Source organism: Kitasatospora azatica KCTC 9699 (assembly GCF_000744785.1).
Lineage (GTDB): Bacteria > Actinomycetota > Actinomycetes > Streptomycetales > Streptomycetaceae > Kitasatospora > Kitasatospora azatica.
On sequence record NZ_JQMO01000003.1, the window covers coordinates 3555147 to 3579133 of the forward strand.

Annotated in this window: 24 protein-coding genes; 19 read left to right on the forward strand and 5 right to left on the reverse strand. The window is 72.9% G+C overall.

What is annotated here, in order from left to right; all coding sequences use genetic code 11:
- The first annotated feature begins 87 nt into the window (after window positions 1–87).
- The 5 genes from glmS (at window position 88) to BR98_RS26510 (ending at window position 6448) form a co-directional block, all read left to right on the forward strand.
- Window positions 88–1944: a glutamine--fructose-6-phosphate transaminase (isomerizing) gene (gene glmS / locus BR98_RS26490; RefSeq protein ID WP_083976999.1), complete on the forward strand. Its 1857-nt coding sequence runs from the start codon at window positions 88–90 to the stop codon at window positions 1942–1944.
- A gap of 36 nt (window positions 1945–1980) precedes the next feature.
- Window positions 1981–2349 carry a holo-ACP synthase gene (locus tag BR98_RS26495; protein ID WP_035848215.1) on the forward strand — a complete coding sequence of 123 codons (369 nt, stop codon included), beginning with the start codon at window positions 1981–1983 and terminating at the stop codon, window positions 2347–2349.
- A gap of 144 nt (window positions 2350–2493) precedes the next feature.
- A complete protein-coding gene (locus tag BR98_RS26500) occupies window positions 2494–3957 on the forward strand; it encodes an NAD(P)H-hydrate dehydratase (protein WP_035848218.1) in 1464 nt (487 codons plus the stop codon).
- 5 nt (window positions 3958–3962) lie between these two features.
- On the forward strand, window positions 3963–5147 hold the full coding sequence (gene alr, locus BR98_RS26505; protein WP_198042285.1) for an alanine racemase: 1185 nt from the start codon (window positions 3963–3965) through the stop codon (window positions 5145–5147).
- Window positions 5144–6448 carry an alpha/beta fold hydrolase gene (locus BR98_RS26510; protein ID WP_035848221.1) on the forward strand — a complete coding sequence of 435 codons (1305 nt, stop codon included), beginning with the start codon at window positions 5144–5146 and terminating at the stop codon, window positions 6446–6448. Before alr ends, BR98_RS26510 begins: the two co-directional genes overlap by 4 nt.
- Before the next feature lie 7 nt (window positions 6449–6455).
- Here the strand turns inward: BR98_RS26510 and BR98_RS26515 are convergent, their stop codons facing one another.
- Complete coding sequence (locus BR98_RS26515; protein ID WP_035848224.1) at window positions 6456–7616, reverse strand: hypothetical protein; 1161 nt, start codon at window positions 7614–7616, stop codon at window positions 6456–6458.
- Window positions 7617–7826: 210 nt separating this feature from the next.
- Here BR98_RS26515 and tsaE point away from each other — a divergent pair, with 210 nt between their 5' ends.
- Together tsaE and BR98_RS26525 are read left to right on the forward strand one after the other, a co-directional pair.
- Window positions 7827–8345: a tRNA (adenosine(37)-N6)-threonylcarbamoyltransferase complex ATPase subunit type 1 TsaE gene (tsaE, locus tag BR98_RS26520; protein ID WP_035848227.1), complete on the forward strand. Its 519-nt coding sequence runs from the start codon at window positions 7827–7829 to the stop codon at window positions 8343–8345.
- A gap of 106 nt (window positions 8346–8451) precedes the next feature.
- Window positions 8452–8649: a hypothetical protein gene (locus tag BR98_RS26525; RefSeq protein ID WP_035848230.1), complete on the forward strand. Its 198-nt coding sequence runs from the start codon at window positions 8452–8454 to the stop codon at window positions 8647–8649.
- Here the strand turns inward: BR98_RS26525 and BR98_RS26530 are convergent.
- Window positions 8595–9161: a hypothetical protein gene (locus tag BR98_RS26530; RefSeq protein WP_035853979.1), complete on the reverse strand. Its 567-nt coding sequence runs from the start codon at window positions 9159–9161 to the stop codon at window positions 8595–8597. The genes BR98_RS26525 and BR98_RS26530 overlap by 55 nt on opposite strands.
- A gap of 140 nt (window positions 9162–9301) precedes the next feature.
- Between BR98_RS26530 and tsaB the strand changes: the two genes are divergently transcribed.
- From tsaB to BR98_RS26555, 5 genes are read left to right on the forward strand one after another with little or no spacing between them, the layout of a single operon-like run.
- Complete coding sequence (gene tsaB, locus BR98_RS26535; protein WP_035848232.1) at window positions 9302–9955, forward strand: tRNA (adenosine(37)-N6)-threonylcarbamoyltransferase complex dimerization subunit type 1 TsaB; 654 nt, start codon at window positions 9302–9304, stop codon at window positions 9953–9955.
- The gene (gene rimI, locus BR98_RS26540; RefSeq protein ID WP_035848235.1) at window positions 9952–10443 is read left to right on the forward strand and encodes a ribosomal protein S18-alanine N-acetyltransferase; all 492 of its coding nucleotides are present in this window, start codon (window positions 9952–9954) and stop codon (window positions 10441–10443) included. Before tsaB ends, rimI begins: the two co-directional genes overlap by 4 nt.
- 22 nt (window positions 10444–10465) lie before the next feature.
- Window positions 10466–11554 carry a tRNA (adenosine(37)-N6)-threonylcarbamoyltransferase complex transferase subunit TsaD gene (gene tsaD / locus BR98_RS26545; RefSeq protein ID WP_035848237.1) on the forward strand — a complete coding sequence of 363 codons (1089 nt, stop codon included), beginning with the start codon at window positions 10466–10468 and terminating at the stop codon, window positions 11552–11554.
- Window positions 11555–11610: 56 nt separating this feature from the next.
- A complete protein-coding gene (locus BR98_RS26550; RefSeq protein WP_035853981.1) occupies window positions 11611–11886 on the forward strand; it encodes a hypothetical protein in 276 nt (91 codons plus the stop codon).
- A gap of 23 nt (window positions 11887–11909) precedes the next feature.
- Complete coding sequence (locus tag BR98_RS26555; RefSeq protein WP_035848239.1) at window positions 11910–12821, forward strand: polysaccharide deacetylase family protein; 912 nt, start codon at window positions 11910–11912, stop codon at window positions 12819–12821.
- A gap of 46 nt (window positions 12822–12867) precedes the next feature.
- Here the strand turns inward: BR98_RS26555 and BR98_RS26560 are convergent, their stop codons facing one another.
- Both BR98_RS26560 and BR98_RS26565 read right to left on the reverse strand, forming a co-directional pair.
- Window positions 12868–13962 (reverse strand): YncE family protein, encoded by a 1095-nt coding sequence (locus tag BR98_RS26560; RefSeq protein ID WP_035848241.1) that lies wholly within the window; start codon window positions 13960–13962, stop codon window positions 12868–12870.
- Between the two features lie 80 nt (window positions 13963–14042).
- Entirely contained in the window at window positions 14043–15221 is a 1179-nt protein-coding gene (locus tag BR98_RS26565; RefSeq protein WP_035848243.1) for a class I SAM-dependent methyltransferase, read from the reverse strand.
- A 227-nt stretch (window positions 15222–15448) separates the two neighbouring features.
- Here BR98_RS26565 and groES point away from each other — a divergent pair, with 227 nt between their 5' ends.
- The 3 genes from groES to BR98_RS26580 all read left to right on the forward strand — a co-directional run bounded on the left by groES (window position 15449) and on the right by BR98_RS26580 (window position 18606).
- On the forward strand, window positions 15449–15754 hold the full coding sequence (gene groES / locus BR98_RS26570; RefSeq protein WP_014136232.1) for a co-chaperone GroES: 306 nt from the start codon (window positions 15449–15451) through the stop codon (window positions 15752–15754).
- 120 nt (window positions 15755–15874) lie between these two features.
- Window positions 15875–17503: a chaperonin GroEL gene (groL, locus tag BR98_RS26575; protein ID WP_035848244.1), complete on the forward strand. Its 1629-nt coding sequence runs from the start codon at window positions 15875–15877 to the stop codon at window positions 17501–17503.
- A gap of 107 nt (window positions 17504–17610) precedes the next feature.
- Window positions 17611–18606, forward strand: coding sequence for a LysR family transcriptional regulator (locus BR98_RS26580; RefSeq protein ID WP_035848246.1), 996 nt, complete (start codon window positions 17611–17613; stop codon window positions 18604–18606).
- Between the two features lie 47 nt (window positions 18607–18653).
- Here the strand turns inward: BR98_RS26580 and BR98_RS26585 are convergent, their stop codons facing one another.
- On the reverse strand, window positions 18654–18968 hold the full coding sequence (locus BR98_RS26585; RefSeq protein WP_035848248.1) for a WhiB family transcriptional regulator: 315 nt from the start codon (window positions 18966–18968) through the stop codon (window positions 18654–18656).
- 454 nt (window positions 18969–19422) lie between these two features.
- Here BR98_RS26585 and BR98_RS26590 point away from each other — a divergent pair, with 454 nt between their 5' ends.
- The 4 genes from BR98_RS26590 (at window position 19423) to BR98_RS26605 (ending at window position 23951) form a co-directional block, all read left to right on the forward strand.
- Window positions 19423–20034 (forward strand): response regulator transcription factor, encoded by a 612-nt coding sequence (locus BR98_RS26590; protein ID WP_014136228.1) that lies wholly within the window; start codon window positions 19423–19425, stop codon window positions 20032–20034.
- Window positions 20035–20290: 256 nt separating this feature from the next.
- Window positions 20291–20977: an RNA polymerase sigma factor ShbA gene (gene shbA / locus BR98_RS26595; RefSeq protein WP_083977001.1), complete on the forward strand. Its 687-nt coding sequence runs from the start codon at window positions 20291–20293 to the stop codon at window positions 20975–20977.
- A gap of 257 nt (window positions 20978–21234) precedes the next feature.
- Window positions 21235–22737: an IMP dehydrogenase gene (gene guaB, locus BR98_RS26600; protein ID WP_035848251.1), complete on the forward strand. Its 1503-nt coding sequence runs from the start codon at window positions 21235–21237 to the stop codon at window positions 22735–22737.
- Window positions 22738–22835: 98 nt separating this feature from the next.
- Complete coding sequence (locus BR98_RS26605) at window positions 22836–23951, forward strand: GuaB3 family IMP dehydrogenase-related protein (RefSeq protein ID WP_035848252.1); 1116 nt, start codon at window positions 22836–22838, stop codon at window positions 23949–23951.
- Window positions 23952–23987 lie beyond the last annotated feature (36 nt).

Sequence of the window (23987 nt, forward strand, 5' to 3'; positions counted from 1 at the left end):
GGGCCGCCCGGGCCCTGTGGCGTCGGTCACCCGTTGTTGTCCCGCACGCAAGCTGCGTGAGAGCCACCAGCCCTTATGCTCACACATATGTGCGGAATTGTTGGATATGTGGGCTCTCAGAGCGCACTTGACGTAGTCATCGCGGGCCTTCAGCGCCTTGAGTACCGAGGGTACGACTCGGCAGGCGTGGCCATTCAGTCGGCGGACCCCTCAGGGCAGTGGGGCCTCGCCACCGACAAGCGGGCCGGAAAGCTCGTGAACCTGGAGAAGTCGCTCGCCGAGACCCCTCTTCCCGGCGGCACCACCGGCATCGGTCACACCCGTTGGGCCACCCACGGCGGACCGACCGACGCCAACGCCCACCCCCATCTGGACGACCACCGCAAGGTCGCGGTGGTCCACAACGGCATCATCGAGAACTTCGCCCAGCTCCGCGCCGAGCTGGCCGACCGCGGCCACACGCTGCGCTCGGAGACCGACACCGAGGTGGTCGCGCACCTGCTCGCCGAGGCCTTCGCGGGCGACCTGGCCGAGGCCATGCGCACCGTCTGCCGGCAGTTGGACGGCGCCTTCACCCTGGTCGCGGTGCACGCCGACGCGCCCGGCGTGGTGGTCGGCGCGCGGCGCAACTCGCCGCTGGTGGTCGGGCGCGGCGAGGGCGAGAACTTCCTCGCCTCGGACGTGGCCGCCTTCATCGCGCACACCCGTGAGGCGATCGAGCTGGGCCAGGACCAGGTGGTCGAACTGCGGGCCGACGCGGTCACCGTGACGGACTTCCACGGCGCCACCGCCGAGGTCCGCGAGTACCACGTGGACTGGGACGCCTCGGCCGCCGAGAAGGGCGGCTACGACTACTTCATGCTCAAGGAGATCGCCGAGCAGCCGAAGGCGGTCGCCGACACCCTGCTCGGCCGGATCGGCACCGACGGGCGGCTCACCCTGGACGAGGTGCGGATCCCCGACTCGGTGCTGCGCGAGGTCGACAAGGTGGTCATCGTCGCCTGCGGCACCGCCTTCCACGCCGGGATGATCGCCAAGTACGCGATCGAGCACTGGACCCGGATCCCGTGCGAGGTCGAGGTCGCCTCGGAGTTCCGCTACCGGGACCCGATCCTGGACGACCGCACGCTGGTGATCGCGATCTCGCAGTCCGGCGAGACCATGGACACCCTGATGGCGCTGCGGCACGCCCGCGAGCAGGGGGCCAAGGTGCTGGCGATCTGCAACACCAACGGCTCCACCATCCCGCGCGAGTCGGACGCGGTGCTCTACACCCACGCCGGTCCCGAGGTGGCGGTGGCCTCCACCAAGGCCTTCCTCACCCAGCTGGTCGCCTGCTACCTGGTCGCGCTCTACCTCGGCCAGGTGCGCGGCACCAAGTGGGGCGACGAGATCTGGGCCGTGATCAAGGAGCTCTCCGACGCGCCGAAGCAGGTCGAGCAGGTGCTGCGGACCATGGAGCCGGTGCGCGAGCTGGCCCGGTCGCTGGCGGACGCCCGCTCGGTGCTCTTCCTCGGCCGGCACGTCGGGTTCCCGGTGGCGCTGGAGGGTGCGCTCAAGCTCAAGGAGCTGGCGTACATGCACGCCGAGGGCTTCGCGGCGGGCGAGCTGAAGCACGGTCCGATCGCGCTGATCGAAGAGGGGCTGCCGGTGGTGGTGGTCGTCCCGTCGCCGCGCGGGCGGTCGATCCTGCACGACAAGATCGTCTCCAACATCCAGGAGATCCGGGCGCGCGGTGCGCGCACCATCGTGATCGCCGAGGAGGGGGACGAGGCGGTGGTGCCGTACGCCGACCACCTGATCCGGATCCCGGTCACGCCGACGCTGCTGCAGCCGCTGGTCTCCACGGTGCCGCTGCAGGTCTTCGCCTGCGAGCTGGCCACCGCCAAGGGACACGAGGTGGACCAGCCGCGCAACCTGGCGAAGTCCGTGACGGTGGAGTAGGGACGGGACGGATACGGGGGCGGGTACGGTGACCGGGTGATCATTGGAGTGGGCATCGACGTCGCCGCCATCGACCGCTTCGCCGCCTCGGTGGAGCGGACACCGGCGATGCTGGAGCGGCTCTTCACCCCGGCCGAGCTGCTGCTGCCCTCGGGGCAGCAGCGCTCGGCCGCGTCCCTGGCGGCCCGGTTCGCCGCCAAGGAGGCGCTGGCCAAGGCCCTGGGCGCGCCGATCGGGCTGGAGTGGCACGACGCGGAGGTCCGCAGCGAGCCGTCGGGCCGGCCGACCTTGCACGTACGCGGCACGGTGGCGGCCCGGGCGGCGGAACTGGGTGTGCGCAGCTGGCACCTGTCGCTCAGTCACGACGCGGGCGTGGCCTCCGCGGTGGTCATCGCGGAGGGCTGACCGCACCTGGCCCCCTTCCGCCGCTGCGCGGTGCCCGCCCCTGGGGGGCTTTTGGGTTCTTCTTCCGCTGTGTGGTGCCCGCTCCGGGAGGGCTTTTGGCCTTTCCTCGGCTGCGTGGTGCCCGCACCCGGGTAGCGTCAAGGCATGCGCTATGCCCACACCGTGGAACAGGTCCGCGCCGCCGAAGCCGAGCTGGCCGGACAGCCCCTGATGGACCGTGCGGTGGCCGGCCTCGCCGCCACCTGCGCCCGACTGCTGAGCGGCCGTCGCGGCCGGGTCTACGGCAGCCGGGTGCTGGTGCTGGCCGGCAGCGGCGACAACGGCGGCGACGCGCTCTTCACCGGCGCCGCGCTGGCCCGCCGGGGCGCCGCCGTGACGGCGGTCCTGCTGACGCCCGACCGGGCGCACCCCGCCGCGCTGGCGGCCCTGCGGGCGATGGGCAGTCAGGTGACCACGGATCAGAACGTCGGACTGGCCGACTTCCGGCGCGCGGACCTGATCCTGGACGGGATCGTCGGCATCGGCGGCCAGGGCGGACTGCGGCCCGCCGCCGAGCCGTACGCCCGGGCCGAACGCACCGGCCTGCTGGTCGCGGTGGACCTGCCCAGCGGGGTGGACGCGGACACCGGCGAGGTGGCCGGGGCCGCGCTGCGCGCGGATGTCACGGTGACCTTCGGCACGTACAAGCCCGGGCTGCTGATCGACCCGGGCGCCGGATACGCGGGGGCGGTCCAGCTGGTGCCGATCGGCCTGCGGCCGCCGGCGGCGCCGGTCGAGGCGCTGCAGCACGCCGACCTCAGGGCCCTGCTGCCGCGCCCGGGCGCGGAGAGCGACAAGTACCGGCGCGGTGTGCTCGGGCTGCTGGCCGGCTCCGAGCGGTACCCGGGCGCCGCGCTGCTCGCGGTGGCGGGCGCGCTGCACGGCGGCGCGGGCGCGGTGCGCTACCAGGGACGGCCCGCCGAGGAGGTGGTGCGCCGCCACCCCGAGGTGCTGCTCACCCCGGGGCGGGTGCAGGCCTGGGTGGTCGGGCCCGGCAGCGGCGACGACACACCCGAGGCGCTCTCCGACGCACTGGCGAGCGAGCAGCCGGTGCTGGTCGACGCGGACGCGTTGACCGAACTGGCCCGGCGCGGGCCGGCCCAACTGGCCGGACGCACCGCGCCCACCCTGCTCACCCCGCACACCGGCGAGGCGGCCCGGCTGCTCGGCGGCGAGGTGACCGCCGACCAGGTGGCGGCCGCCCGGCTGCGGTACGCCCGCGAGCTGGCCCGCCGGTACGGCGCGGTGGTGCTGCTGAAGGGTTCCAGCACGGTGGTCGCCCGCCCGGACGGCGCCGCCCGGGTGAACCCCACCGGCACCTCCTGGCTGGCCACGGCGGGCAGCGGCGACGTGCTCGCAGGGCTCACCGGAGCGCTGCTGGCGGCCGGCCTGCCCGTCTTCGACGCCGCCTCGGCCGGCGCGTACCTGCACGGACTGGCGGGCCGCCTGGCCGCCGCCGGGGCGCCGATCACCGCGAGTCAGGTGGCCGCCGCGCTGCCCCTGGCCTGGCGGGAGATCGCCGGGGCAGCGGGGGGTGACGAGCGCGGCGGGGCCGGTCTGGGAGACTGAGCGTGATGACAACTGCGAAGACGACCGGGACCGCCATGCTCGCCGAGGGACTCCGCGCCGAGGCGACCATCGACCTGGCCGCGCTCCGCGCCAACCTCGCGTCGCTGCGCGAGCGCGCGCCGGGCGCCGCCCTGATGGCCGTGGTGAAGGCCGACGCCTACGGGCACGGCGCGCTGCCCTGCGCCCTGGAGGCACTGGCCGCCGGCGTGGGCTGGCTCGGCACCGCCACCCCCGAGGAGGCGCTCGCGCTGCGGGCCGCCGGGATCGCGCCCGAGCAGGCCCGGATCCTGTGCTGGCTGTGGACCCCGGGCGGCCCCTGGGCCCAGGCGCTGCGGGCCGCCGTCGACATCTCGATCAGCGGCCAGTGGGCGCTGGACGAGCTGCTCGCCGCCGTCCGCGCCACCGGCATCCCGGCCCGGGTGCACCTCAAGGCCGACACCGGCCTGGGCCGCAACGGCTGCCAGCCGCGCGACTGGCCCGACCTGGTGGACGCCGCGCTGCGCGCCCAGGCCGCCGGGCAGCTCACCGTGGTCGGCCTCTGGTCGCACTTCGCCGCCGCCGACGAACCCGGCCACCCGTCGATCCAGGCCCAGCAGGACGCCTTCGCCACCGCCCTGGCCTACGCCGAGCGGGCCGGGGTGCGCCCCGAGGTGCGGCACCTGGCCAACTCGCCGGCCACCCTGCTGCTCCCGCAGGCCCACTACGACCTGGTCCGCACCGGGCTGGCGATGTACGGGCTGTCGCCGGTGCCCGAGGTCGGCGCGCCCGCCGACTTCGGACTGCGCCCGGTGATGTCGCTCAGTGCCCGCCTCGCCATGGTCAAGCACGTCCCCGGCGGACACGGCGTCAGCTACGGCCACCACTACGTCACCCCCGGCGAGACCACCCTCGGCCTGGTCCCGGTCGGGTACGCCGACGGCATCCCGCGACACGCCAGCGGCACCGGCCCGGTGCAGATCGCCGGCAAGTGGCGCACCGTCGCCGGCCGGGTCGCGATGGACCAGTTCGTGGTGGACCTGGGCGGCGACACGCCACCGGTCGGCGAGGAGGTGCTGCTCTTCGGCAGCGGCGAGCGCGGCGAGCCGACCGCCGAGGACTGGGGCCGGGCCTGCGGCACCATCTCGTACGAGATCGTCACCCGGATCGGCGGCCGGGTCCCGCGCCGCTACGTGGGCGGGAGCCACAGGTGACCGAGGGCGTGGGCGGCGGAGCCCGTCGGGCCTCACTGATCGGCCTGTCGGTCGGCGTGGTCGCCGCCGGGGCCGCCGCCGGAGTGGCGATCGAGCGCCTCACCCTGGGCCGGGCCCGCCGCCGGGCCCGCGAGGAACTGGACGCCGCCGCCCCGTTCGGTTCCCTGCGCGGACGCCCGCGCACGGTGCCGGCCCAGGACGGGACCGCGCTGTACGTCGAGGTGGACGGTCCGCTGCCCGGCACCCCGGCCGCGGCCGAAGGCCCGCGGCACGGCTGGTTCACCCGCCGCCCGGGCGGCCCGGGCCCGGTGGACCGCAGCGCGGTGCCGCCGCTGCTGGCCGGGCGCAGCGCCCGCGAGCCGCTCGCCTTCACCCCCGTGCCCGCCGAGCAGCCGCCGCTGACCGTGGTCTTCTGCCACGGCTACTGCCTCAACCAGGACAGCTTCCACTTCCAGCGCGCCGCACTGCGCGGCGGACTGCGGCTGGTCTTCTGGGACCAGCGCAGCCACGGCCGCTCCGAGCGCTCCCGCTCCTACCTGGCCGGCAAGCCCGCCAGCATCGACGAACTGGGCGGCGACCTCAAGGCCGTGCTGGACGAGGTGGTGCCCACCGGACCGATCGTGCTGGTCGGGCACTCGATGGGCGGCATGACCGTGATGGCGCTGGCCGAACAGCACCCCGAGCTGTTCCGCGAGCGCGTGGTCGGGGTCGCGCTGCTCGGCACCACGGCGGGCGACTGGGATTCGATCAACCTCGGCCTGCCGCCGGTCGGCATGAAGCTCTGGCGCCGGGTCGGGCCCGGCGTGCTCAAACTGCTGGGCAGCCAGGTCGGCCTGGTGGAGGCCACCCGGCGGATCGGCACCGACGTCAGCGCCGTCTTCTACCGCAGGTTCTCCTTCGGCAACGGCGGCCGGGACGTCGACCCGGCGGTCGCCCGGTTCGCGGAGCAGCTGCTCGACGCCACCCCGATAGACGTGGTCGCCGAGTTCTACCCCGTCTTCAGCGCGCACGAGAAGACCGCCGCGCTGGCCGCCCTGACCGACCTGCCGGTCCTGGTGCTGGCCGGCACCGAGGACCTGCTCACCCCCGCCGCCCACAGCGAGGCGATCGCCCGCGCCCTGCCCCACGCCGAACTCGCGCTGCTCCCCGCCACCGGCCACCTGTTGATGCTGGAACGCCCCGACGAGGTCAACCACCGGCTCGCCGCGCTGCTCGCCCGCACCGGCCTCCCCCTCCCGGACCCGGTCCGCGACCTCGCGGAACGCGAACGCCCCGGGGAGAACCCGGTCCCCGGGGCGTGACACCGGATCAGGCGTGGTCGCCCTTACGGCGGCGGAGCACCAGCAGGGTGGCGGTGCCGACGGTGAGCACAGCGGCGCCGGTCAGCGCGATCGGCAGGCTGTCGCTGCCGCCACCGGTGGAGGCGAGAGCGGGCCGGGCGGACTTGCCGGCGTGGGCCGCGTTGGTGGCGGCCTTGGCCGCGGCCAGCGTCGTGGTGCTGGGCGCGTTGACCGTGGCCACCTGGGCGGGCTGCGGGTTGGTCACCGCGGCGGGCACGGCGGTCGGCGCCGGCGAGGGCACGTTGCTGGCCCCGGTCGGCGCGGCGGTGGCGGTGGTCGATGCCAGCTCGAGGAAGCCGAAGTTGACGCCGTAGGTCCGGCCGGTCGGGTTGTTGTCGGCGTTCAGCAGCACCCCGTGCGAGAACACGGTGACCGCGAACCAGCCGCTCTTCGGGGCGGCCGCGGTGGCCGACAGGCGCACCGGCAGCTGCACCGACTGCCCGGCCTCCAGGAAGAGCAGGTGCTCGTACTTGGCGGGGATCACGTCGTAGTAGCCGTTGTCGCCCGGCGAGCCGGCGATGACCGCGTCGGTCTGCCAGTTCCCGTTCTCGTCCTGGATCTCCAGCTTCTGCATGGCCGCCGGCAGCGCGCCGCCCAGCTGGCCTATGACGAGCTGCGGCTGGACCAGCGCGCTCTGCGGGCCCGGGTTGGTGACCGTGACGGTGAACTCGACGGGCTTGCCGCCCGGCACGAGCGGACCGCCCGCGATGGTGTGCGCGCCGCCGGGCAGGTCGCTCGGCTCGACCGAGAGGGTCGGCTGCGGCCACTGCTCCTTGGGCGCGTCCGGGATCGGGGCCGCGGTCGGGTTGCCGGTCGGGGTGGAGCTCTTCGAGGCGCCCGGGGACGGCACGGGCGAGGAGGAGCCGCCGGTCGGGGACGGCACCGGGGAGAACGATCCACCGGTCGGCGAGGCCGCCGGGGAGGTGAAGGTGACGCCGCCACCGGTGGGGGACGGCACCGGGGAGAACGACCCGCCGGGGGTCGGCGAGGGCATCGGGGAGTTCACGGCGGTGCCGGTCGGCGAGGGGACCGGGGTCGCCGTGGCGGCGAAGGCGGTCGAGCCGGCGACGGCGGTGAGCAGGACGGCGCTGCCGAGCACGGTGGTGGCTGCGGCCAGGCGCATCTTCATCTGGGTCCTCTGAAGGGTTGTCAGCTGATAATTCGCAAGATCCTCACGGACCCTAGCGGGCGCCCGTCCCCGCTCCGCAACGGGGTTTCCCGGTCCGGGGTGGACAGAACGTGCACTATCGGTCGTGCAGGGACGAAACCACTGGCTCTCGCCGGGTGTGCGCGGTATGGCACCGTTGACCCAGACCGACCGACAGACGCAGGGGAGCCCATGGGCACGCACACCACACTCACCGTCGGCTCGCCGGAGCTGATGTCCGGGCTCGGGCGGCGGCTGGCCGCGCTGCTGCGGGCCGGGGACCTCGTGCTGCTCTCGGGGGAGCTGGGGGCCGGGAAGACCACGCTGACCCGGGGGCTGGGCGCGGGGCTCGGGGTGCGGGGGGCGGTGACCTCGCCGACCTTCGTGATCGCCCGGGTGCACCCGTCGCTGGTCGGCGGCCCGGCGCTGGTGCATGTGGACGCCTACCGGCTCGGCGGCGGGTTGGACGAGATGGAGGACCTCGACCTGGACGTCTCGCTGCCGGAGTCGGTGGTGGTGGTCGAGTGGGGCGAGGGCAAGGTCGAGGGGTTGTCGGAGAACCGCCTGGAGGTGCGGATCGAGCGGGCGCTCGGTGGCGCGGCCGAGGAGGATCCGGACCAGGAGGACGCGGACGCGGATCCGCGGCGGGTCACCGTGACCGGTCTGGGCCCGCGCTGGGACGGCGCGGACCTGGCGGTCCTGGAGGGCTGACCGCGCCCGACGTTTCCCGACGCGGTGTCGGCAACGTGTTGCGGGTGCGGCGGCCGACGTGATGGGATGGAGCCTGCAGTTAGGTATGCCTAACTAGGGAGTCGCCATGACGAAAAGCACCCCCGTCATCCAGGGCCCTGCCGAGCAGGTGCCGATGAGCCGGCTGCTGGCCTCGACCGCCGCCGCAGCGGCACTCTGCACTCCACCGAAGCGCGAAGAACGGCCGAAGCGCGAGGAGCGCCACGCCGATCAGGCCACCACCAGCACCCGGGTGCCCTTCGCGGCGAAGTCCCAGAGCGTCTGAGCGTCCTGCCGGGTGGAGCGGATGCCGCCCGTCCTGGGCTTCGGGGCGGCCGCCGGCGTCGCGCCGTCCACCGCCGCGCTGAAGCCGAAGACGGTGCCGGTCTGCTGGCTGAACAGGACCACGTGCTCGACCGGTCGCCCGTCCGAGCCGTTGGAGTTCGCCGTCCGGTTGTAGACGGTGTAGCTGCCCGGCGCCGGGTTGACCGAGCCGGGTTCCACCGTGAAGGCCGCCTCGACCTCTGGGTTCTTCTTCGGGTCGACCAGCCAGACCTGCTTGGCGCCGATCGAGTAGACCACCCGGCGGGTGGTCCCGGTGGCGGCCGTCGCGGGCAGCGGGGCGAGCGAGGGCACGGCGGCGCTGGGGGACGGCGAGGGCGAGGCGCTCGCACTGGCGGTCGGCGCGGGTTGCGCGGCCGCGGCGGTGGAGGCGCTGCCCTCGGCCTGGACGGCGAGCAGGGCGACCACCGCGAGCGCGCCCAGGGTCAGTCCGGCGACCGTGACTCCAGGACCCATCTTCGCCACCGCGCGCTCCGTCCTCGGTAGGGGTTGTCGGCCCCATCGTGCCAGGTTCCGAAGCGGGCTTCGGGACGTCGCGAACCTGTGTTCCGTAAGGGGACAAATGGTCGACCCCGAAGACCCTCTAACCTGGACCCGTGCTGCTGCTCGCGTTCGACACCGCTACCCCTGCCGTCACCGCCGCCGTCCATGACGGGTCGGCCGTCCTGGCCCAGACCTACCAGGTCGATGCCCGGCGCCACGGCGAACTGCTGCTGCCCGCGATCGGCCGGGTGCTGGCCGAGGCGGGAGTCGACAAGCGGGAGCTGACGGCGCTCGCGGTGGGCGTCGGCCCGGGCCCGTACACCGGGCTGCGGGTCGGCCTGGTCACCGCCGCCGCGCTCGGCCACGCGCTCGGCCTGCCGGTGCACGGCGTCTGCACGCTGGACGCGATCGCCCACCAGGCCCGGGCCGAGGGGCTGACCGGCCCGTTCACGGCGGCCACCGACGCGCGCCGCAAGGAGGTCTACTGGGCCGACTACGACGCCGAAGGCCGTCGAACCGCCGGCCCGTCCGTGGACCGGCCCGGTGAGCTGACGGTCCGTCCGGTCTCGGTCGGCGCCGGCGCGCTGCTCTACCCCGAGGCCTTCCCCGGCGCGCACGGGCCCGAGCACCTGTCGGCGGGCGCGCTGGCCGACTTCGCGGTGACCGAGCTGGCCGCCGGCCGCGAGCTGTTGCCGAACGCCCCGCTCTACCTGCGCCGACCGGACGCCCAGGTGCCGGCTGGCTACAAGGCGGTGCTGCCCGCGTGACCAGCACTGCCGTGAGCCGCACGGTGCTGCGCCCGATGCGCTGGTGGGACATCGAACCGGTGATGGAGCTGGAGCTGAAGCTCTTCCCCGAGGACGCCTGGTCCCGGGGCATGTACTGGTCGGAGCTGGCCGAGGCGCACCCCGACGGCACCCGCCACTACACCGTGGCCACCGCCGAGGACGGCTCGATCGTCGGCTACGCCGGACTGATGGCCGTCGGCCAGGAGAGCGACGTGCAGACCATCGCCGTCGACGAGGGCCACCAGGGCCAGGGGCTCGGCGCGCTGCTGCTCACCGACCTGGTGACGGAGTCCGTCCGGCGCGGCTGCGAGGAGCTGCTGCTGGAGGTGCGGATCGACAACATCCGCGCCCAGCGGCTCTACGAGCGGTTCGGCTTCGCCCCGGTCGGCATCCGGCGCGGCTACTACCAGCCGGCCAACGTCGACGCGCTGGTGATGCGCCTCGACCACCCGACGAAGACCACCTGAAGCAATGACACCGAGGAAGACCATGGCTGACGAACCGCTCGTCCTGGGCATCGAGACCTCCTGCGACGAGACCGGCGTCGGCATCGTGCGCGGCACCACGTTGCTCGCCGACGCGGTGGCCTCCAGCGTCAACGACCACGCCCGGTTCGGCGGAGTGGTCCCCGAGATCGCCAGCCGGGCCCACCTGGAGGCGATGGTCCCGACCGTCCAGCGCGCGCTGGACACCGCCGGGATCAAGGCGAGCGACCTGGACGGCATCGCGGTCACCGCCGGCCCCGGCCTGGCCGGCGCGCTGCTGGTCGGGGTGAGCGCGGCCAAGGCCTACGCCTGGGCGCTGGACAAGCCGCTGTACGGGGTCAACCACCTCGCCTCGCACATCTGCGTGGACCAGCTGGAGCACGGGCGGCTGCCCGAGCCCACGATGGCCCTGCTGGTCTCCGGCGGCCACTCCTCGCTGCTGCTCACCGCCGACATCACCACCGACGTCCGCCCGCTCGGCGCCACCATCGACGACGCGGCCGGCGAGGCCTTCGACAAGGTGGCCCGGGTGCTCGGCCTCGGTTTCCCGGGTGGCCCGGTGGTGGACCGGATGGCCCGTACGGGTGACCGCAAGGCGATCCACTTCCCGCGCGGCCTGAGCGGCCCCAAGGACCCCGAGTACGACTTCTCCTTCTCCGGCCTGAAGACCGCGGTGGCCCGCTGGGTGGAGGCCAAGCGGCGGGCCGGCGAGGACGTGCCGGTGGCGGACGTCGCGGCCTCCTTTCAGGAGGCGGTCACCGATGTGCTGACCCGCAAGGCGATCAAGGCCTGCAAGGACAACGACGTCGACCACCTGATGATCGGCGGCGGGGTGGCGGCCAACTCCCGGCTGCGCGCGATGGCCGAGCAGCGCTGCGAGCGGGCCGGTATCCGGCTGCGGGTGCCGCGCCCGGGCCTGTGCACGGACAACGGCGCGATGGTGGCGGCGCTCGGCGCGGAGATGGTCTGGCGCGACCGGGCGCCCTCGGCCCTCGACCTCTCGGCCGACTCCTCGCTGCCGGTCACCGAGGTCTCCGTGCCGCACAACGACGTGCACGGCGAGGCCTACCGGGCGCTGGACGGGCAGGCGTGACCCAGGCCCGCACGACACAGGCCCGCACGACGCAGGCCCGGATGACGCAGGCCCGGATGACGCAGGCTCAGATGTGGGAGGCGAAGGCCGCCGACGGCCGGGGTGCCGAACTGCTCGACTGGGCCCGTGAGCACGCCCTCCCGGCGCTCGACGGCGCCGAACGGCTCGAGCTGTTCAGCGCGCCCGGTGAGCGGGTGCTGCTGATCAGCTGGTGGCCGGACGGGACCACCCCGGCCGCGCCGCCCGAGCCGCCGGCCGCCCTGCTGGCGCGCCCGGTGCACCGCTGGGCCTTCCGCAGCGAGTATGTAGTCTCAGCAGGGTCCGAGAGCTGATCGACACTGGGGAGCACGGCGGCGTGAAGACGAACACCAGGAGCCGGGCCCTCGCCTGCTCGGCGGGCGCCTTCGCGCTGCTCGCGGCGGTCAGCGGCTGCTCCAGCAGCGGGGCCGCCAGTTCCCCCGGTGCACCCCCGCAGAGCAGCGCGCCGACGGCAGCCGGGGCCGACGCCCCGTCAGCGGACGCCTCGTCTGCTCCGTCGGCCTCCGCGCCCGCGGCCGCCGGCCAGGCCTCGGCGGCGGCCTGGGCCAAGTGGAACCTCAAGGCGCTGCCGCCGGCCCCGGCGGCCCCGGCCGACAAGCCGGTCAAGCTCACCAAGACCGGTACCGTCCCGGTGATCGACCACATCCAGACCGCCGACAAGGTCGTCTTCGTCACCATCGACGACGGTGCCGAGAAGGACCCCAAGTTCGTCCAGATGCTGACCGACCTCAAGGTCCCGATCACGATGTTCCTGACCAAGGACATCGTCAAGAACGACTACGGCTACTTCAAGCCGCTGCAGGCGCTGGGCAACTCGATCCAGAACCACACCGTGACCCACCCGGTGATGAGCAAGCTGACGCCGGACAAGCAGAAGAGCGAGGTCTGCGACGACCAGGCGGCGCTCACCCAGCAGTACGGCACCGCCCCGTACCTCTTCCGGCCGCCGTTCGGCGACGGCGCGCACACCCCGTCGCTCAACAACGCGGTGCAGCAGTGCGGTCCGCGCGCGATCGTGCTGTGGAAGGAGAGCATGCAGATCCACGACATGCAGTACCAGGGCGCCAAGACGCTGCAGCCCGGCGACATCATCCTGGCCCACTTCCGCGGTCCGAGTGAGCTCAAGGGCGAGACCATGACCGAGATGTTCGGCGAGCTGCTCAGCCGGATCCAGGAGCAGGGCTACGCGGTGGCCCGGCTGGACGACTACATCCAGGCTGCCGGCTGACCACCGGCGGCCTGGATGCGGTGACGGAACGTCGGACGGCGGAACGTCAGACGCTGACGATCTGCAGGTCGGCGGCGTTGCCGATGGTCCCGGTCACGTAGAGCGTGTGGCCGTCGGGGCCGACGGCCAGACCGCTCAGGTCGTCCTCGTCCAGCCAGTCGACCGTCTCGGCCGGGACGGCCGCGCCGGTGGCGGCGTTGAAGGAGAGCACCGACGGTCCGTTGGTGAGGTCCTCCTTGACCAGGTACAGCCGGCTGCCGTCCGGGCTCACCTGCGGGTAGCGCAGGTCGGAGCCGCTGGGCGCCAGGGTGAGGCTCGCGGTGACGGTGTCGGTGGCGGTGTCGATCCGGGCCGCCGCGCCCGTGCCGGTGCCGTTCACGGCGTACAGCCGGGTGCCGTCCGGGGTGAGCGCCAGGTAGTAGTCGTAGCCGGTGGCGGTGCCCGGGACGGTGCCGACCACGGTCGGTACGGCGCTCGCGGTGTTCAGGTGCACCACACCGGCGACGGTGCCCACGTAGACGTCGCGGCCACCGGGGCGGACCACCAGCGCGCCGAGTTCGCCGGCGGCCACCGGCACCTCGGTGGTGAACGCCCGCTGCCCGGTGGCGAACTCCAGCACCCGGCCCTGCCCGGACTGGCGGTAGGTCTGCGGGCCGTTCTGGGCGACGTAGACGGTGGACCCGTCCGGGCTGATCGCAAGTCCCGCGGTCAGTCCCGGGGTCCAGCCGGTGGGACGCGACTGGTCCGGCAGCGCGACCGTGGCGAGCACGGTCCGGCCGACGGTGTCGACCACGCTGAGCGTGAGGCCGTTCAGCACGTACACCCGGGTGCCGTCCGGGCTGATCGCCAGGTAGGGCGTCCACTGGGTGCTGCCCAGGGCGATCTTCGCGGTGACCGTGCCGCTCCGGGTGTCGACCACCTTCAGCCGGGTCTGGCCGTCCGTGTCGCTCACCGCGACATAGGACTTGGTGCCGTCCGGGCTGACCACCGGCGCGGCCCACTTCCAGCCCACCGCGACGGTGGCCTCAGTGCCGGACACCGGAGCCGCGGCGGCCTCGGCGACCCCGCTCGCCAGGCCCAGCAGGGCGCCGGCGGTGACCGCCGCGGTGGTCCACCGGACCGCCTTCGCAAGAGACTTCATCTGTCTGTTCCCTCCCCATGGGTACCACCGCTCGGCGCGGTGCCTGGGCAGGCTAGTACACGAAGTTGACGCTCCGAGGGCTAATCGGTGATCGGCTGACCCAACATCATCAGCGGTCCGTTGTCGGTCCGGCTGAGGATCACCGTCACGGTGTTCGGCCCGGACGGCTTCAGCAGTCGGCGCAGCTCCTCGGGGGTGATGGCCATGCCGCGCTTCTTGATCACCACGGTGCCGGCGCCGCGTTCCCGCACCAGTGCCTTGAGCTTCTTGACGTTGTACGGCAGTACCTCGTCGATCTCGTAGGCGTGCGCGAACGGAGTGGACACCAGCCGGTCCGAGGTCAGGTAGGCGATCTTCGGGTCGATCAGGGTGCCACCGACCTGCTCGGCGACCTCGGCCACCAGGTGGGCGCGGATCACCGCGCCGTCCGGCTCGTAGAGGTAGCGCCGGACCGGGCCGGCCGGCGGGTCGGGCAGCCGGCCGCCGGTGAGGGTGTGCCCGCCGGGGAGCAGGGTGGCGCGGTGCGGTTGCTCGGCGGGTGCGCGGGTGCCGAACCAGAGCACCGCCTCCTTCACCTCGCCGTGGTCGCAGACCCACTCCGCCTCGGCGTCCGCCGGGACCGCCTCGTGCGGGATGCCGGGAGCCACCTTGAGTGCGCCGAACGGGCGACTGCGGCCGGCCTCGATCGCCCAGGAGAGCGGCGGCGAGTACGCGGCGGGGTCGAACACCCGGCCCCGGTCGGTGCGGCGCGCGGGGTCGGTGAATACCGCGTCGAAGCCGTCGACCTCGGTCTGCGTCACGTCCGCGCAGCGCACCTCGATCAGCTCGGCCAGACCCAGCGCGGCGGCGTTGGCCCGGGCCACCGCGCAGGTCAGCGGGTCCCGGTCGACGGCGAGCACCGAGATCCCGGCTCGGGCCAGCGCGATCGCGTCACCGCCGATCCCGCCGCACAGGTCGGCCAGCCGGCCCACACCAAGCTGAGCGAACCGCCGGGCCCGCCACTCGGCCACGCTGCGCCGGGTGGACTGCTCGACCCCGTTGGGCGTGAAGTACATGGACTGCGCGTCCGCGCCGAACTTGGCCTGGGCCCGCTGCCGCAGCCGCTCCTGTCCGATCGCCGCCGAGACCAGTTCCGCCGGGTGCTCCCGCCGCAGCCTGGTCGCCACCGCCAGCTCGTCCCCGGGCGCGAACCCGCGCAGCTCGGCCAGCAGCGCCTGGCCCTCCTCGGTCAGCAGTTCCTGAAAGGTCTCGGTCTCCACCCGATCATTGTCCCGGTCCCCGGCCTGCCCCGGATCGCGAAGTGGACGGGCGCGCCGTTGGCACTCTGGTTGACTGAGTGCTAACCGCGGCCTATGGTCGTTCCTGGCACTCACCCCTGGGGGAGTGCTAACGCGACGGAACCGGTCTGACCCCCGCGACGGCAGGCCAGTCACGTCGCCCACCTACCTGTTAGACAACCCCGTAATCTCCGAAGGGGAGCTCGGACGTGACCACCAGCAGCAAGGTTGCCATCAAGCCGCTTGAGGACCGCATCGTGGTCCAGCCGCTCGACGCCGAGACCACCACGGCCTCCGGCCTGGTTATCCCGGACACCGCCAAGGAGAAGCCCCAGGAGGGCGTCGTCCTGGCCGTCGGCCCGGGCCGCTTCGAGGATGGCCAGCGCCTGCCGCTCGACGTCGCCGTCGGCGACATCGTCCTGTACTCCAAGTACGGCGGCACCGAGGTCAAGTACCAGGGCGAGGAGTACCTGGTCCTCTCGGCGCGCGACGTTCTCGCCATCATCGAGAAGTAAGCGTCTCGGCGGACTGACGGTCCGCCAACCCTGCCCGCCCCGGATCCGTGTCAGCAGTGACAGGGGCCCGGGGCGCGGTTGTTGGCTCACGCAATACCGATATCCCAAGGAAACGGAATCATGGCGAAGATCCTGCAGTTCGACGAGGACGCCCGCCGCTCGCTGGAGCGCGGTGTCAACAAGCTGGCCGACACCGTCAAGGTGACCATTGGTCCCAAGGGCCGCAACGTCGTCATCGACAAGAAGTTCGGCGCCCCGACCATCACCAACGACGGTGTCACCATCGCCCGCGAGGTCGAGCTGGACGACCCGTACGAGAACCTCGGCGCCCAGCTGGTCAAGGAGGTGGCCACCAAGACCAACGACGTCGCGGGTGACGGCACCACCACCGCCACCGTGCTGGCCCAGGCCCTGGTCAACGAGGGTCTGCGCAACGTCGCCGCCGGCGCCGCCCCGGCCGCCCTGAAGAAGGGCATCGACAAGGCCGTCGCCGCCGTCACCGAGCACCTGCTGGCCGTGGCCCGCGAGATCGAGGGCAAGGACGACGTCGCCGCCGTCGCCTCCCTCTCCGCGCAGGACCCGCAGGTCGGCGAGCTGATCGCCGAGGCGATCGACAAGGTCGGCAAGGACGGTGTGATCACCGTCGAGGAGTCCAACACCTTCGGCGTGGAGCTGGACTTCACCGAGGGCATGCAGTTCGACAAGGGCTACCTGTCGCCGTACTTCGTCACCGACCAGGAGCGCCAGGAGGCGGTCCTGGAGGACCCGTACATCCTGATCAACCAGGGCAAGATCTCCTCGATCCAGGAGCTGCTCCCGCTGCTGGAGAAGATCCTGCAGGCCGGCGCCTCCAAGCCGCTGCTGATCATCGCCGAGGACGTGGACGGCGAGGCGCTCTCCACCCTCGTGGTGAACAAGATCCGCGGCACCTTCAACGCGGTGGCCGTCAAGGCCCCCGGCTTCGGTGACCGCCGCAAGGCGATCCTCGGCGACTTGGCCACCCTGACCGGTGCCACCGTCATCTCCGAGGAGGTCGGCCTCAAGCTCGACCAGGCCGGCCTGGACGTGCTGGGCAGCGCCCGCCGCATCACCATCACCAAGGACGACACCACGGTCGTCGACGGCGCCGGCGAGGCCGAGGCCGTCGCGGGTCGCGTCGCCCAGATCAAGGCCGAGATCGCCAACACCGACTCGGACTGGGACCGCGAGAAGCTGCAGGAGCGCCTGGCCAAGCTGGCCGGCGGGGTCTGCGTGATCAAGGTCGGCGCCGCCACCGAGGTGGAGCTCAAGGAGCGCAAGCACCGTCTGGAGGACGCCATCTCGGCGACCCGCGCGGCCGTCGAGGAGGGCATCGTCGCCGGCGGCGGCGCCTCCCTGGTGCACGCGCAGAAGGTGCTGGACGGCGGCCTGGGCCTGTCGGGCGACGAGGCGACCGGTGTCGCGGTCGTCCGCAAGGCGCTCGCCGAGCCGCTGCGCTGGATCGCCCAGAACGCCGGCCTCGAGGGCTACGTGATCACCCACAAGGTCGCCGAGCTGGAGGCCGGCCACGGCTTCAACGCGGCCACCGGCGAGTACGGCGACCTGCTGAAGGCCGGCGTCATCGACCCGGTCAAGGTCACCCGCTCCGCGCTGGAGAACGCGGCCTCGATCGCCTCCCTGCTGCTCACCACCGAGACCCTCGTGGTGGAGAAGAAGGAGGAGGAGTCGGACGCCGGCCACTCCCACGGCGGCCACGGCCACTCGCACTGACGCCCCCCGACGGTCGTAGGCGCTACGACCGTCGGTAGCCGGCAGTCCCGACGGCCCGGTGTCCCCGCTCAGGCGGGGGCGCCGGGCCGTCGGTCTACCCTGGGCGCATGATCGAGGCACGGCATCTGAGGGTTCTGCGCGCCGTCGCGCGCACGGGGTCGTACTCCGCGGCGGCCCGGGAGCTCGGATGCACCCAACCGGCGGTCAGCCAGCAGATGAAGGCGCTGGAAAAGGCGATCGAGCTGCCGCTGGTGGTCCGTTCGGGGCGTGACATGCAGCTGAGCGAGGCCGGCGAGGTGCTGCTCAAGCACGCCTCGGGCATCCTCGCGGGACTGAGCGCCGCCGAGCAGGAGGTGGCCGCGATCGCCGGCCTGCGGGCCGGACGGGTCCGGCTGGTCTCGTTCCCGACCGCGAGTTCCACTCTTGTGCCGCCCGCCGTCGCCCGGCTGCGGGGCGCCCATCCGGGGGTCCGCGTGTCGCTGGTGGAGGCTGAGCCGCCGGAGTCGCTGGCGATGCTGCGCGGCGGCGAGTGCGAGATCGCGCTGGCCTTCCGCTACCCGGACGGCAATGCCGCACCGGCCCCCGCCCACGGTTCCTCACGGGCCGACCGGGCCCGGGCGGTGCTCGCCGCGGCCGAGGCGGCGGCCGCCGCCGACTGGTCCGATCTGGTGGTGCGTCCGCTCCTTGACGACCCGTTGGTCGGCCTGTTGCCGCCCGGGCACCCGTTGGCCGACCGGGACGAGCAGCACCCGGTGGCGCTCGCCGAGCTGGCCGGGGAGCAGTGGATCGCGGGCTGCCCGCAGTGCCGCGGGCACCTGGTGGAGCTGTGCGCGGGCGCCGGCTTCGAGCCGCGGATCGACTTCGCCACCGACGACTACCCGGCGGTGGTCGGCCTGGTGGCGGCCGGGCTCGGGGTGGCGGTGCTGCCGGGCCTGGCGCTGGGCGCGGTGCGCCGCGACGCGGTGGCGGCCGTCCCGGTGCACGCCGGCAACGGCGGCCCGGCGCGGCGCGAGGTGGTCGCGCTCACCCTGCCGGACCTGGCCGAGGTGCCGGCCGTCGCGCTGATGCTGGACCGGCTCGCCGAGGCGGCGGCCGGCCGCTGACACCCCGCCGACCGTGGGCCGGGCGGGGGTGCAGGAACGTTTCAGCGCTACTGACGCACGGTCAGTGGCACTTCGACCAGCCGGTTGCGGGCGCGCCCCTGCAGTTCCTCGCGTTCGTCCTCGGTGAGGCCGCCCCAGACGCCGTACGGCTCGCGGACCGCCAGCGCGTGGGCCGCGCACTCGGTCCGTACCGGGCATCGCATGCAGACCTCCTTGGCGCTCTGCTCGCGGGAGCTGCGTGCGGCGCCGCGTTCGCCCTCGGGATGGAAGAAGAGCGAACTGTCCACGCCGCGGCAGGCGGCGGAGAGCTGCCAGTCCCACAGATCCGCGTTGGGACCGGGGAGTCGGGAGAAATCGGCCATGGCTCATTCCCTTCGATGAGGTCCGTACGGCGAGGCTTCGAGGCGCCGGGAAGGACACCTGGAAATATGACTTACGGCGACCTACGGGACAAGTCACCCACAGACTCACACAACAGTCAATGATCGTACAAAAGCTATAAAAACGGACGAAGTGGGCAAGAAGGAAGCCAGCCGGACCGTGGCAATCGGGTGGCCCGGTGTGTCGTCCGACCACGGCGCACCGGCGCCCCGGCCGTACTCCGGCGCGCGTGCGGTGCGCCCATCGCGCGGGTTGAGCACAAAAGAGCGGTGTTCGCCCCGCGATGCGGCTGATCTGTAATGGGTCGGCCACGTACAGTGGTGGAGATGGCCCTGAAGGCCGTAACTCATTCGAGTGACGGTCGTTGGAAGTGCGGAGAGAGTTCGTACCAGCCAGGAGGCTCAACGTGACGCGGATCAGCTGCGGAGGACGGTCATGACTTCCGTTCTCGTTTGCGACGATTCACCGCTTGCCCGGGAGGCGCTGCGCCGTGCCGTGGCGACCGTGCCGGGCGTCGACCGGGTGACCACGGCGACGAACGGTGAGGAGGTCCTCCGCCGCTGGGTGGCCGACCGCTCCGACCTCGTCCTGATGGATGTCCGGATGCCCGGGCTCGGCGGCGTCGAGACGGTTCGGCGGCTGCTGTCCGCCGATCCGGGCGCCCGGATCATCATGCTCACCGTCGCCGAGGACCTCGACGGTGTCGCCCTCGCGGTGGCCGCCGGCGCCCGCGGCTACCTGCACAAGGACGCCTCGCGGGCCGAACTGCGGGCCACCGTGACCCAGGCGCTGGCCGACCCGACCTGGCGACTGGCGCCGCGCCGGCTGCGCAGTCCGGACATGGGCGCCGCGCCGACCCTGACGGCCCGTGAGATCCAGGTGCTGGAGGGGATGAGCCACGGTCGGAGCAATGCGGAGATCGGCCGCGAGCTCTTCCTCTCCGAGGACACCGTGAAGACCCACGCGCGCCGGTTGTTCAAGAAGCTCGGCGCCTCCGACCGGGCCCACGCGGTGGCCCTCGGCTTCCGCTGGGGCCTGGTCCGCTGAGTGCTCGGCCCGCTGAGTGCTCGGCCCGCGCCCCCGACCCCGCCGGACGGGGAAAGGGGCGCGCCGGCCCCGCTTCGGGCAAACAGTCTCGGGCGCGGCATAGGCCCTTCGGTGCCGGAGGCTGCACCATGGAGGGGTGGAGCGCGATGGCGGCGGCAGCGGGAGCGGGGGTGGGTCGGTGGCGACGGATAACGTTCCGGTGCACAACTCCGGACGCGGTGCGACGTTTCCTGTCGCGACCAGGCACCATGGACCGATGCGTGACGACGAGGCCGGCGACAGCGGCGTGAGCCAACCGCCCGTTAGTGAGCCCCCGCCGTCCGAGGAGCGAGCCCCGAGTACGGGCCGCGGCCGCCGGGCGGCGGCGAGTGGTACCTCCCCGCTGGTCGCCGAGCTGGTGAGCGGCGCGGTTCGCGGCGAGGGCCCGGCCACTGACGCACTGTTGGCCTACGTCCATCCGCTGGTGCTGCGCTACTGCCGCGGCCGGCTGGTCCGGCTGCCCGGCGGCGCCCGGCACCATGTGGACGACGTGGCCCAGGAGGTCTGCGTCGCGGTGCTCTGCGCGCTGCCCCGCTACCGGGACGAGGGGCGCCCGTTCGAGGCCTTCGTCTACTCGATCGCCGCGCACAAGATCGCCGACCTGCAGCGGGCCGCGATGCGCGGCCCCGGCTCCACCGTGATCCCGCCGGACGACCTGCCCGAGGTGCCGGACGAAGCGCTCGGCCCGGAGGAGCGGGCGCTGCTGAGCAGCGACGCCGCGTGGATGCGCGAGCTGCTGTCCAACCTGCCGGCCCGTCAGCGCGAGCTGGTGCTGCTGCGGATCGCGGCCGGTCTGTCGGCCGAGGAGACCGGCGAGATGCTCGGCATGTCACCGGGCGCCGTCCGGGTGGCCCAGCACCGGGCGCTCAGCCGACTGCGGGCGCTCGCGGAGGAGTCCGCCTAGCCCCTGCGCGGGAGCCCCGCAGGGGCTCTTATGTGGGGTCGCTCACCCTGTCAAGGCGGCGCGACGTCGGAACTCCCGAAGCCAGTACGATGGGGTATCGGCGCCTGGACAGGTCGCCAAAGATGTACCGGGGCGAGCCGCGTTACCTCGTACGTTCGTCCAAAGACCTGGCCTGTGCTGCCGGTGAGCGCGCCCCTCGACCCTCACGTGGGCGCGATGGATCGACACGGCCGGCCACGGGAAGGTAGCCCCCCACCATGTCTCTTAACGCCGCAGGCGTACCCGAGAAGTTCGCGATGCTCGGACTCACGTACGACGACGTTCTGCTGCTGCCGGGGGAATCCCACGTGCTGCCGAACCAGGTGGACACCTCCTCCCGGGTCTCGCGCAACGTCCGGGTGAACATCCCGCTGCTCTCCGCCGCGATGGACAAGGTCACCGAGTCCCGGATGGCGATCGCGATGGCCCGTCAGGGCGGCGTGGGCGTGCTGCACCGCAACCTGTCGATCGAGGACCAGGCCAACCAGGTCGACCTGGTGAAGCGCTCCGAGTCCGGCATGGTGACCGACCCGATCACGGTCGGCCCCGAGACCACGCTGGCCGAGGCCGACGCGCTCTGCGCCAAGTTCCGGATCAGCGGCGTCCCGATCGCCGACCCGGACGGCAAGCTGCTCGGCATCGTCACCAACCGCGACATGGCCTTCGAGACCAACCGCGACATCAAGGTCCGCGAGATCATGACCCCGATGCCGCTGATCACCGGCAAGGTCGGCATCTCCGGTGAGGACGCGATCGGGCTGCTGCGCCGGCACAAGATCGAGAAGCTCCCGCTGGTCGACGACGAGGGCCGGATCAAGGGCCTGATCACGGTCAAGGACTTCGTCAAGGCCGAGAAGTACCCGAACGCCGCCAAGGACGCCGAGGGCCGGCTGCTGGTCGGCGCCGCCGTGGGCGCCAGCGCCGAGGCCTTCGACCGGGCCCAGGCCCTGGTCGAGGCGGGCGTCGACTTCCTGGTGGTGGACACCTCGCACGGCCACAGCCACAACGCGCTGGACTGGATCGCCAAGATCAAGTCGGCCGTCGCGGTCGACGTGGTCGGCGGCAACGTGGCGACCCGGGACGGCGCCCAGGCGCTGATCGACGCGGGCGTGGACGGCGTGAAGGTCGGCGTCGGCCCGGGCTCGATCTGCACCACCCGGGTGGTGGCCGGCATCGGCGTCCCGCAGGTCACCGCGATCTACGAGGCCGCGCTGGCCTGCCGGGCAGCCGGCGTGCCGGTGATCGGCGACGGCGGGCTGCAGTACTCCGGCGACATCGGCAAGGCGCTCGCCGCCGGTGCCGACACGGTGATGCTGGGCTCGCTGCTGGCCGGCTGCGAGGAGTCGCCGGGCGAGCTGCTCTTCATCAACGGCAAGCAGTTCAAGTCCTACCGCGGCATGGGCTCGCTCGGCGCGATGCAGTCGCGCGGCCAGGCGAAGTCCTTCTCCAAGGACCGCTACTTCCAGGGCGAGGTCAGCTCCGACGAGAAGCTGATCGCCGAGGGCATCGAGGGCCAGGTCCCGTACCGCGGTCCGCTCTCCGCCGTGCTCTACCAGCTGGTCGGCGGCCTCCGCCAGACCATGGGCTACGTGGGCGCCGCCACCGTCGCGGAGATGGAGAGCAAGGGCCGGTTCGTCCGGATCACCTCGGCGGGCCTCAAGGAGAGCCACCCGCACGACATCCAGATGACCGTCGAGGCTCCGAACTACACCAGCCGCTGAGCTGACGCGAAGGCCCGCCACCCACCCGGTGGCGGGCCTTCGCGTGTCCGTCCGGGATACTGGGGGGCGAAGTTGAGCAGCAAGCAGAGAGGCTCGAAGTGACTGAGATCGAGATCGGGCGAGGCAAGCGCGGCCGCCGGGCGTACTCCTTCGACGACATCGCCGTCGTCCCCAGCCGCCGTACCCGGGACCCGAAGGAGGTCTCGATCGCCTGGCAGATCGACGCCTACCGCTTCGAGCTGCCGTTCCTGGCGGCCCCGATGGACAGCGTGGTCTCGCCCGCGCAGGCCATCGCGATCGGCAAGCTGGGCGGCCTCGGGGTGCTCAACCTCGAGGGCCTGTGGACCCGGTACGAGGACCCGCAGCCGCTGCTCGACGAGATCGCCGCGATCAGCGACGAGGCTGCCGCCACCCGCCGGCTGCAGGAGATCTACGCCGCGCCGATCCAGGCCGAGCTGATCAAGCAGCGGATCAAGGAGGTGCGCGAGTCCGGTGTGGTGACCGCCGCCGCGCTCTCCCCGCAGCGCACCGCCGAGTTCTCCAAGGCGGTCGTGGACGCCGGCGTCGACGTCTTCGTGATCCGCGGCACCACGGTCTCCGCCGAGCACGTCTCCGGCGCCGCCGAGCCGCTCAACCTGAAGCAGTTCATCTACGAGCTCGACGTCCCGGTGATCGTCGGCGGCTGCGCCACCTACACCGCCGCGCTGCACCTGATGCGCACCGGTGCGGCCGGCGTGCTGGTCGGCTTCGGCGGCGGCGCCGCCCACACCACCCGCAACGTGCTGGGCATCCAGGTCCCGATGGCCACCGCCGTCGCGGACGTGGCCGCCGCCCGCCGCGACTACATGGACGAGTCCGGCGGCCGCTACGTGCACGTGATCGCGGACGGCGGGGTCGGCTACAGCGGCGACATCGCCAAGGCGGTGGCCTGCGGCGCGGACGCGGTGATGATCGGTGCCGCGCTGGCCCGGGCCACCGACGCGCCCGGCAAGGGCTTCCACTGGGGCATGGAGGCGGTGCACGAGGAGCTGCCGCGCGGCAAGCGGGTCGACCTCGGGACCGTCGGCAGCACCGCCGAGATCCTGGCCGGTCCCTCGCACACCCCCGACGGCACGATGAACCTGTTCGGCGCGCTGCGCCGGGCGATGGCCACCACCGGATACTCCGAGCTCAAGGAGTTCCAGCGGGTCGAGGTGACGGTCAGCCACCGCTGACCTGGGGCACTGTCGAGGCGGCCGTCCGATCCGGGC

Bases quoted from the DNA above. Each gene is read 5' to 3' on its own strand.
- glmS (WP_083976999.1), top strand. From the start codon at position 88: ATGTGCGGAATTGTTGGATATGTGGGCTCTCAGAGCGCACTTGACGTA.
- BR98_RS26550 (WP_035853981.1), top strand. From the start codon at position 11,611: ATGACGCAGGCTCAGATGTGGGAGGCGAAGGCCGCCGACGGCCGGGGT.
- BR98_RS26500 (WP_035848218.1), top strand. From the start codon at position 2,494: ATGCGCTATGCCCACACCGTGGAACAGGTCCGCGCCGCCGAAGCCGAG.
- BR98_RS26530 (WP_035853979.1), bottom strand. From the start codon at position 9,161: ATGGGTCCTGGAGTCACGGTCGCCGGACTGACCCTGGGCGCGCTCGCG.
- shbA (WP_083977001.1), top strand. From the start codon at position 20,291: ATGCGTGACGACGAGGCCGGCGACAGCGGCGTGAGCCAACCGCCCGTT.
- tsaE (WP_035848227.1), top strand. From the start codon at position 7,827: ATGGGCACGCACACCACACTCACCGTCGGCTCGCCGGAGCTGATGTCC.
- BR98_RS26560 (WP_035848241.1), bottom strand. From the start codon at position 13,962: ATGAAGTCTCTTGCGAAGGCGGTCCGGTGGACCACCGCGGCGGTCACC.
- BR98_RS26580 (WP_035848246.1), top strand. From the start codon at position 17,611: ATGATCGAGGCACGGCATCTGAGGGTTCTGCGCGCCGTCGCGCGCACG.
- BR98_RS26525 (WP_035848230.1), top strand. From the start codon at position 8,452: ATGACGAAAAGCACCCCCGTCATCCAGGGCCCTGCCGAGCAGGTGCCG.
- groL (WP_035848244.1), top strand. From the start codon at position 15,875: ATGGCGAAGATCCTGCAGTTCGACGAGGACGCCCGCCGCTCGCTGGAG.
- alr (WP_198042285.1), top strand. From the start codon at position 3,963: ATGACAACTGCGAAGACGACCGGGACCGCCATGCTCGCCGAGGGACTC.
- BR98_RS26515 (WP_035848224.1), bottom strand. From the start codon at position 7,616: ATGAAGATGCGCCTGGCCGCAGCCACCACCGTGCTCGGCAGCGCCGTC.
- guaB (WP_035848251.1), top strand. From the start codon at position 21,235: ATGTCTCTTAACGCCGCAGGCGTACCCGAGAAGTTCGCGATGCTCGGA.
- BR98_RS26585 (WP_035848248.1), bottom strand. From the start codon at position 18,968: ATGGCCGATTTCTCCCGACTCCCCGGTCCCAACGCGGATCTGTGGGAC.
- BR98_RS26590 (WP_014136228.1), top strand. From the start codon at position 19,423: ATGACTTCCGTTCTCGTTTGCGACGATTCACCGCTTGCCCGGGAGGCG.
- tsaD (WP_035848237.1), top strand. From the start codon at position 10,466: ATGGCTGACGAACCGCTCGTCCTGGGCATCGAGACCTCCTGCGACGAG.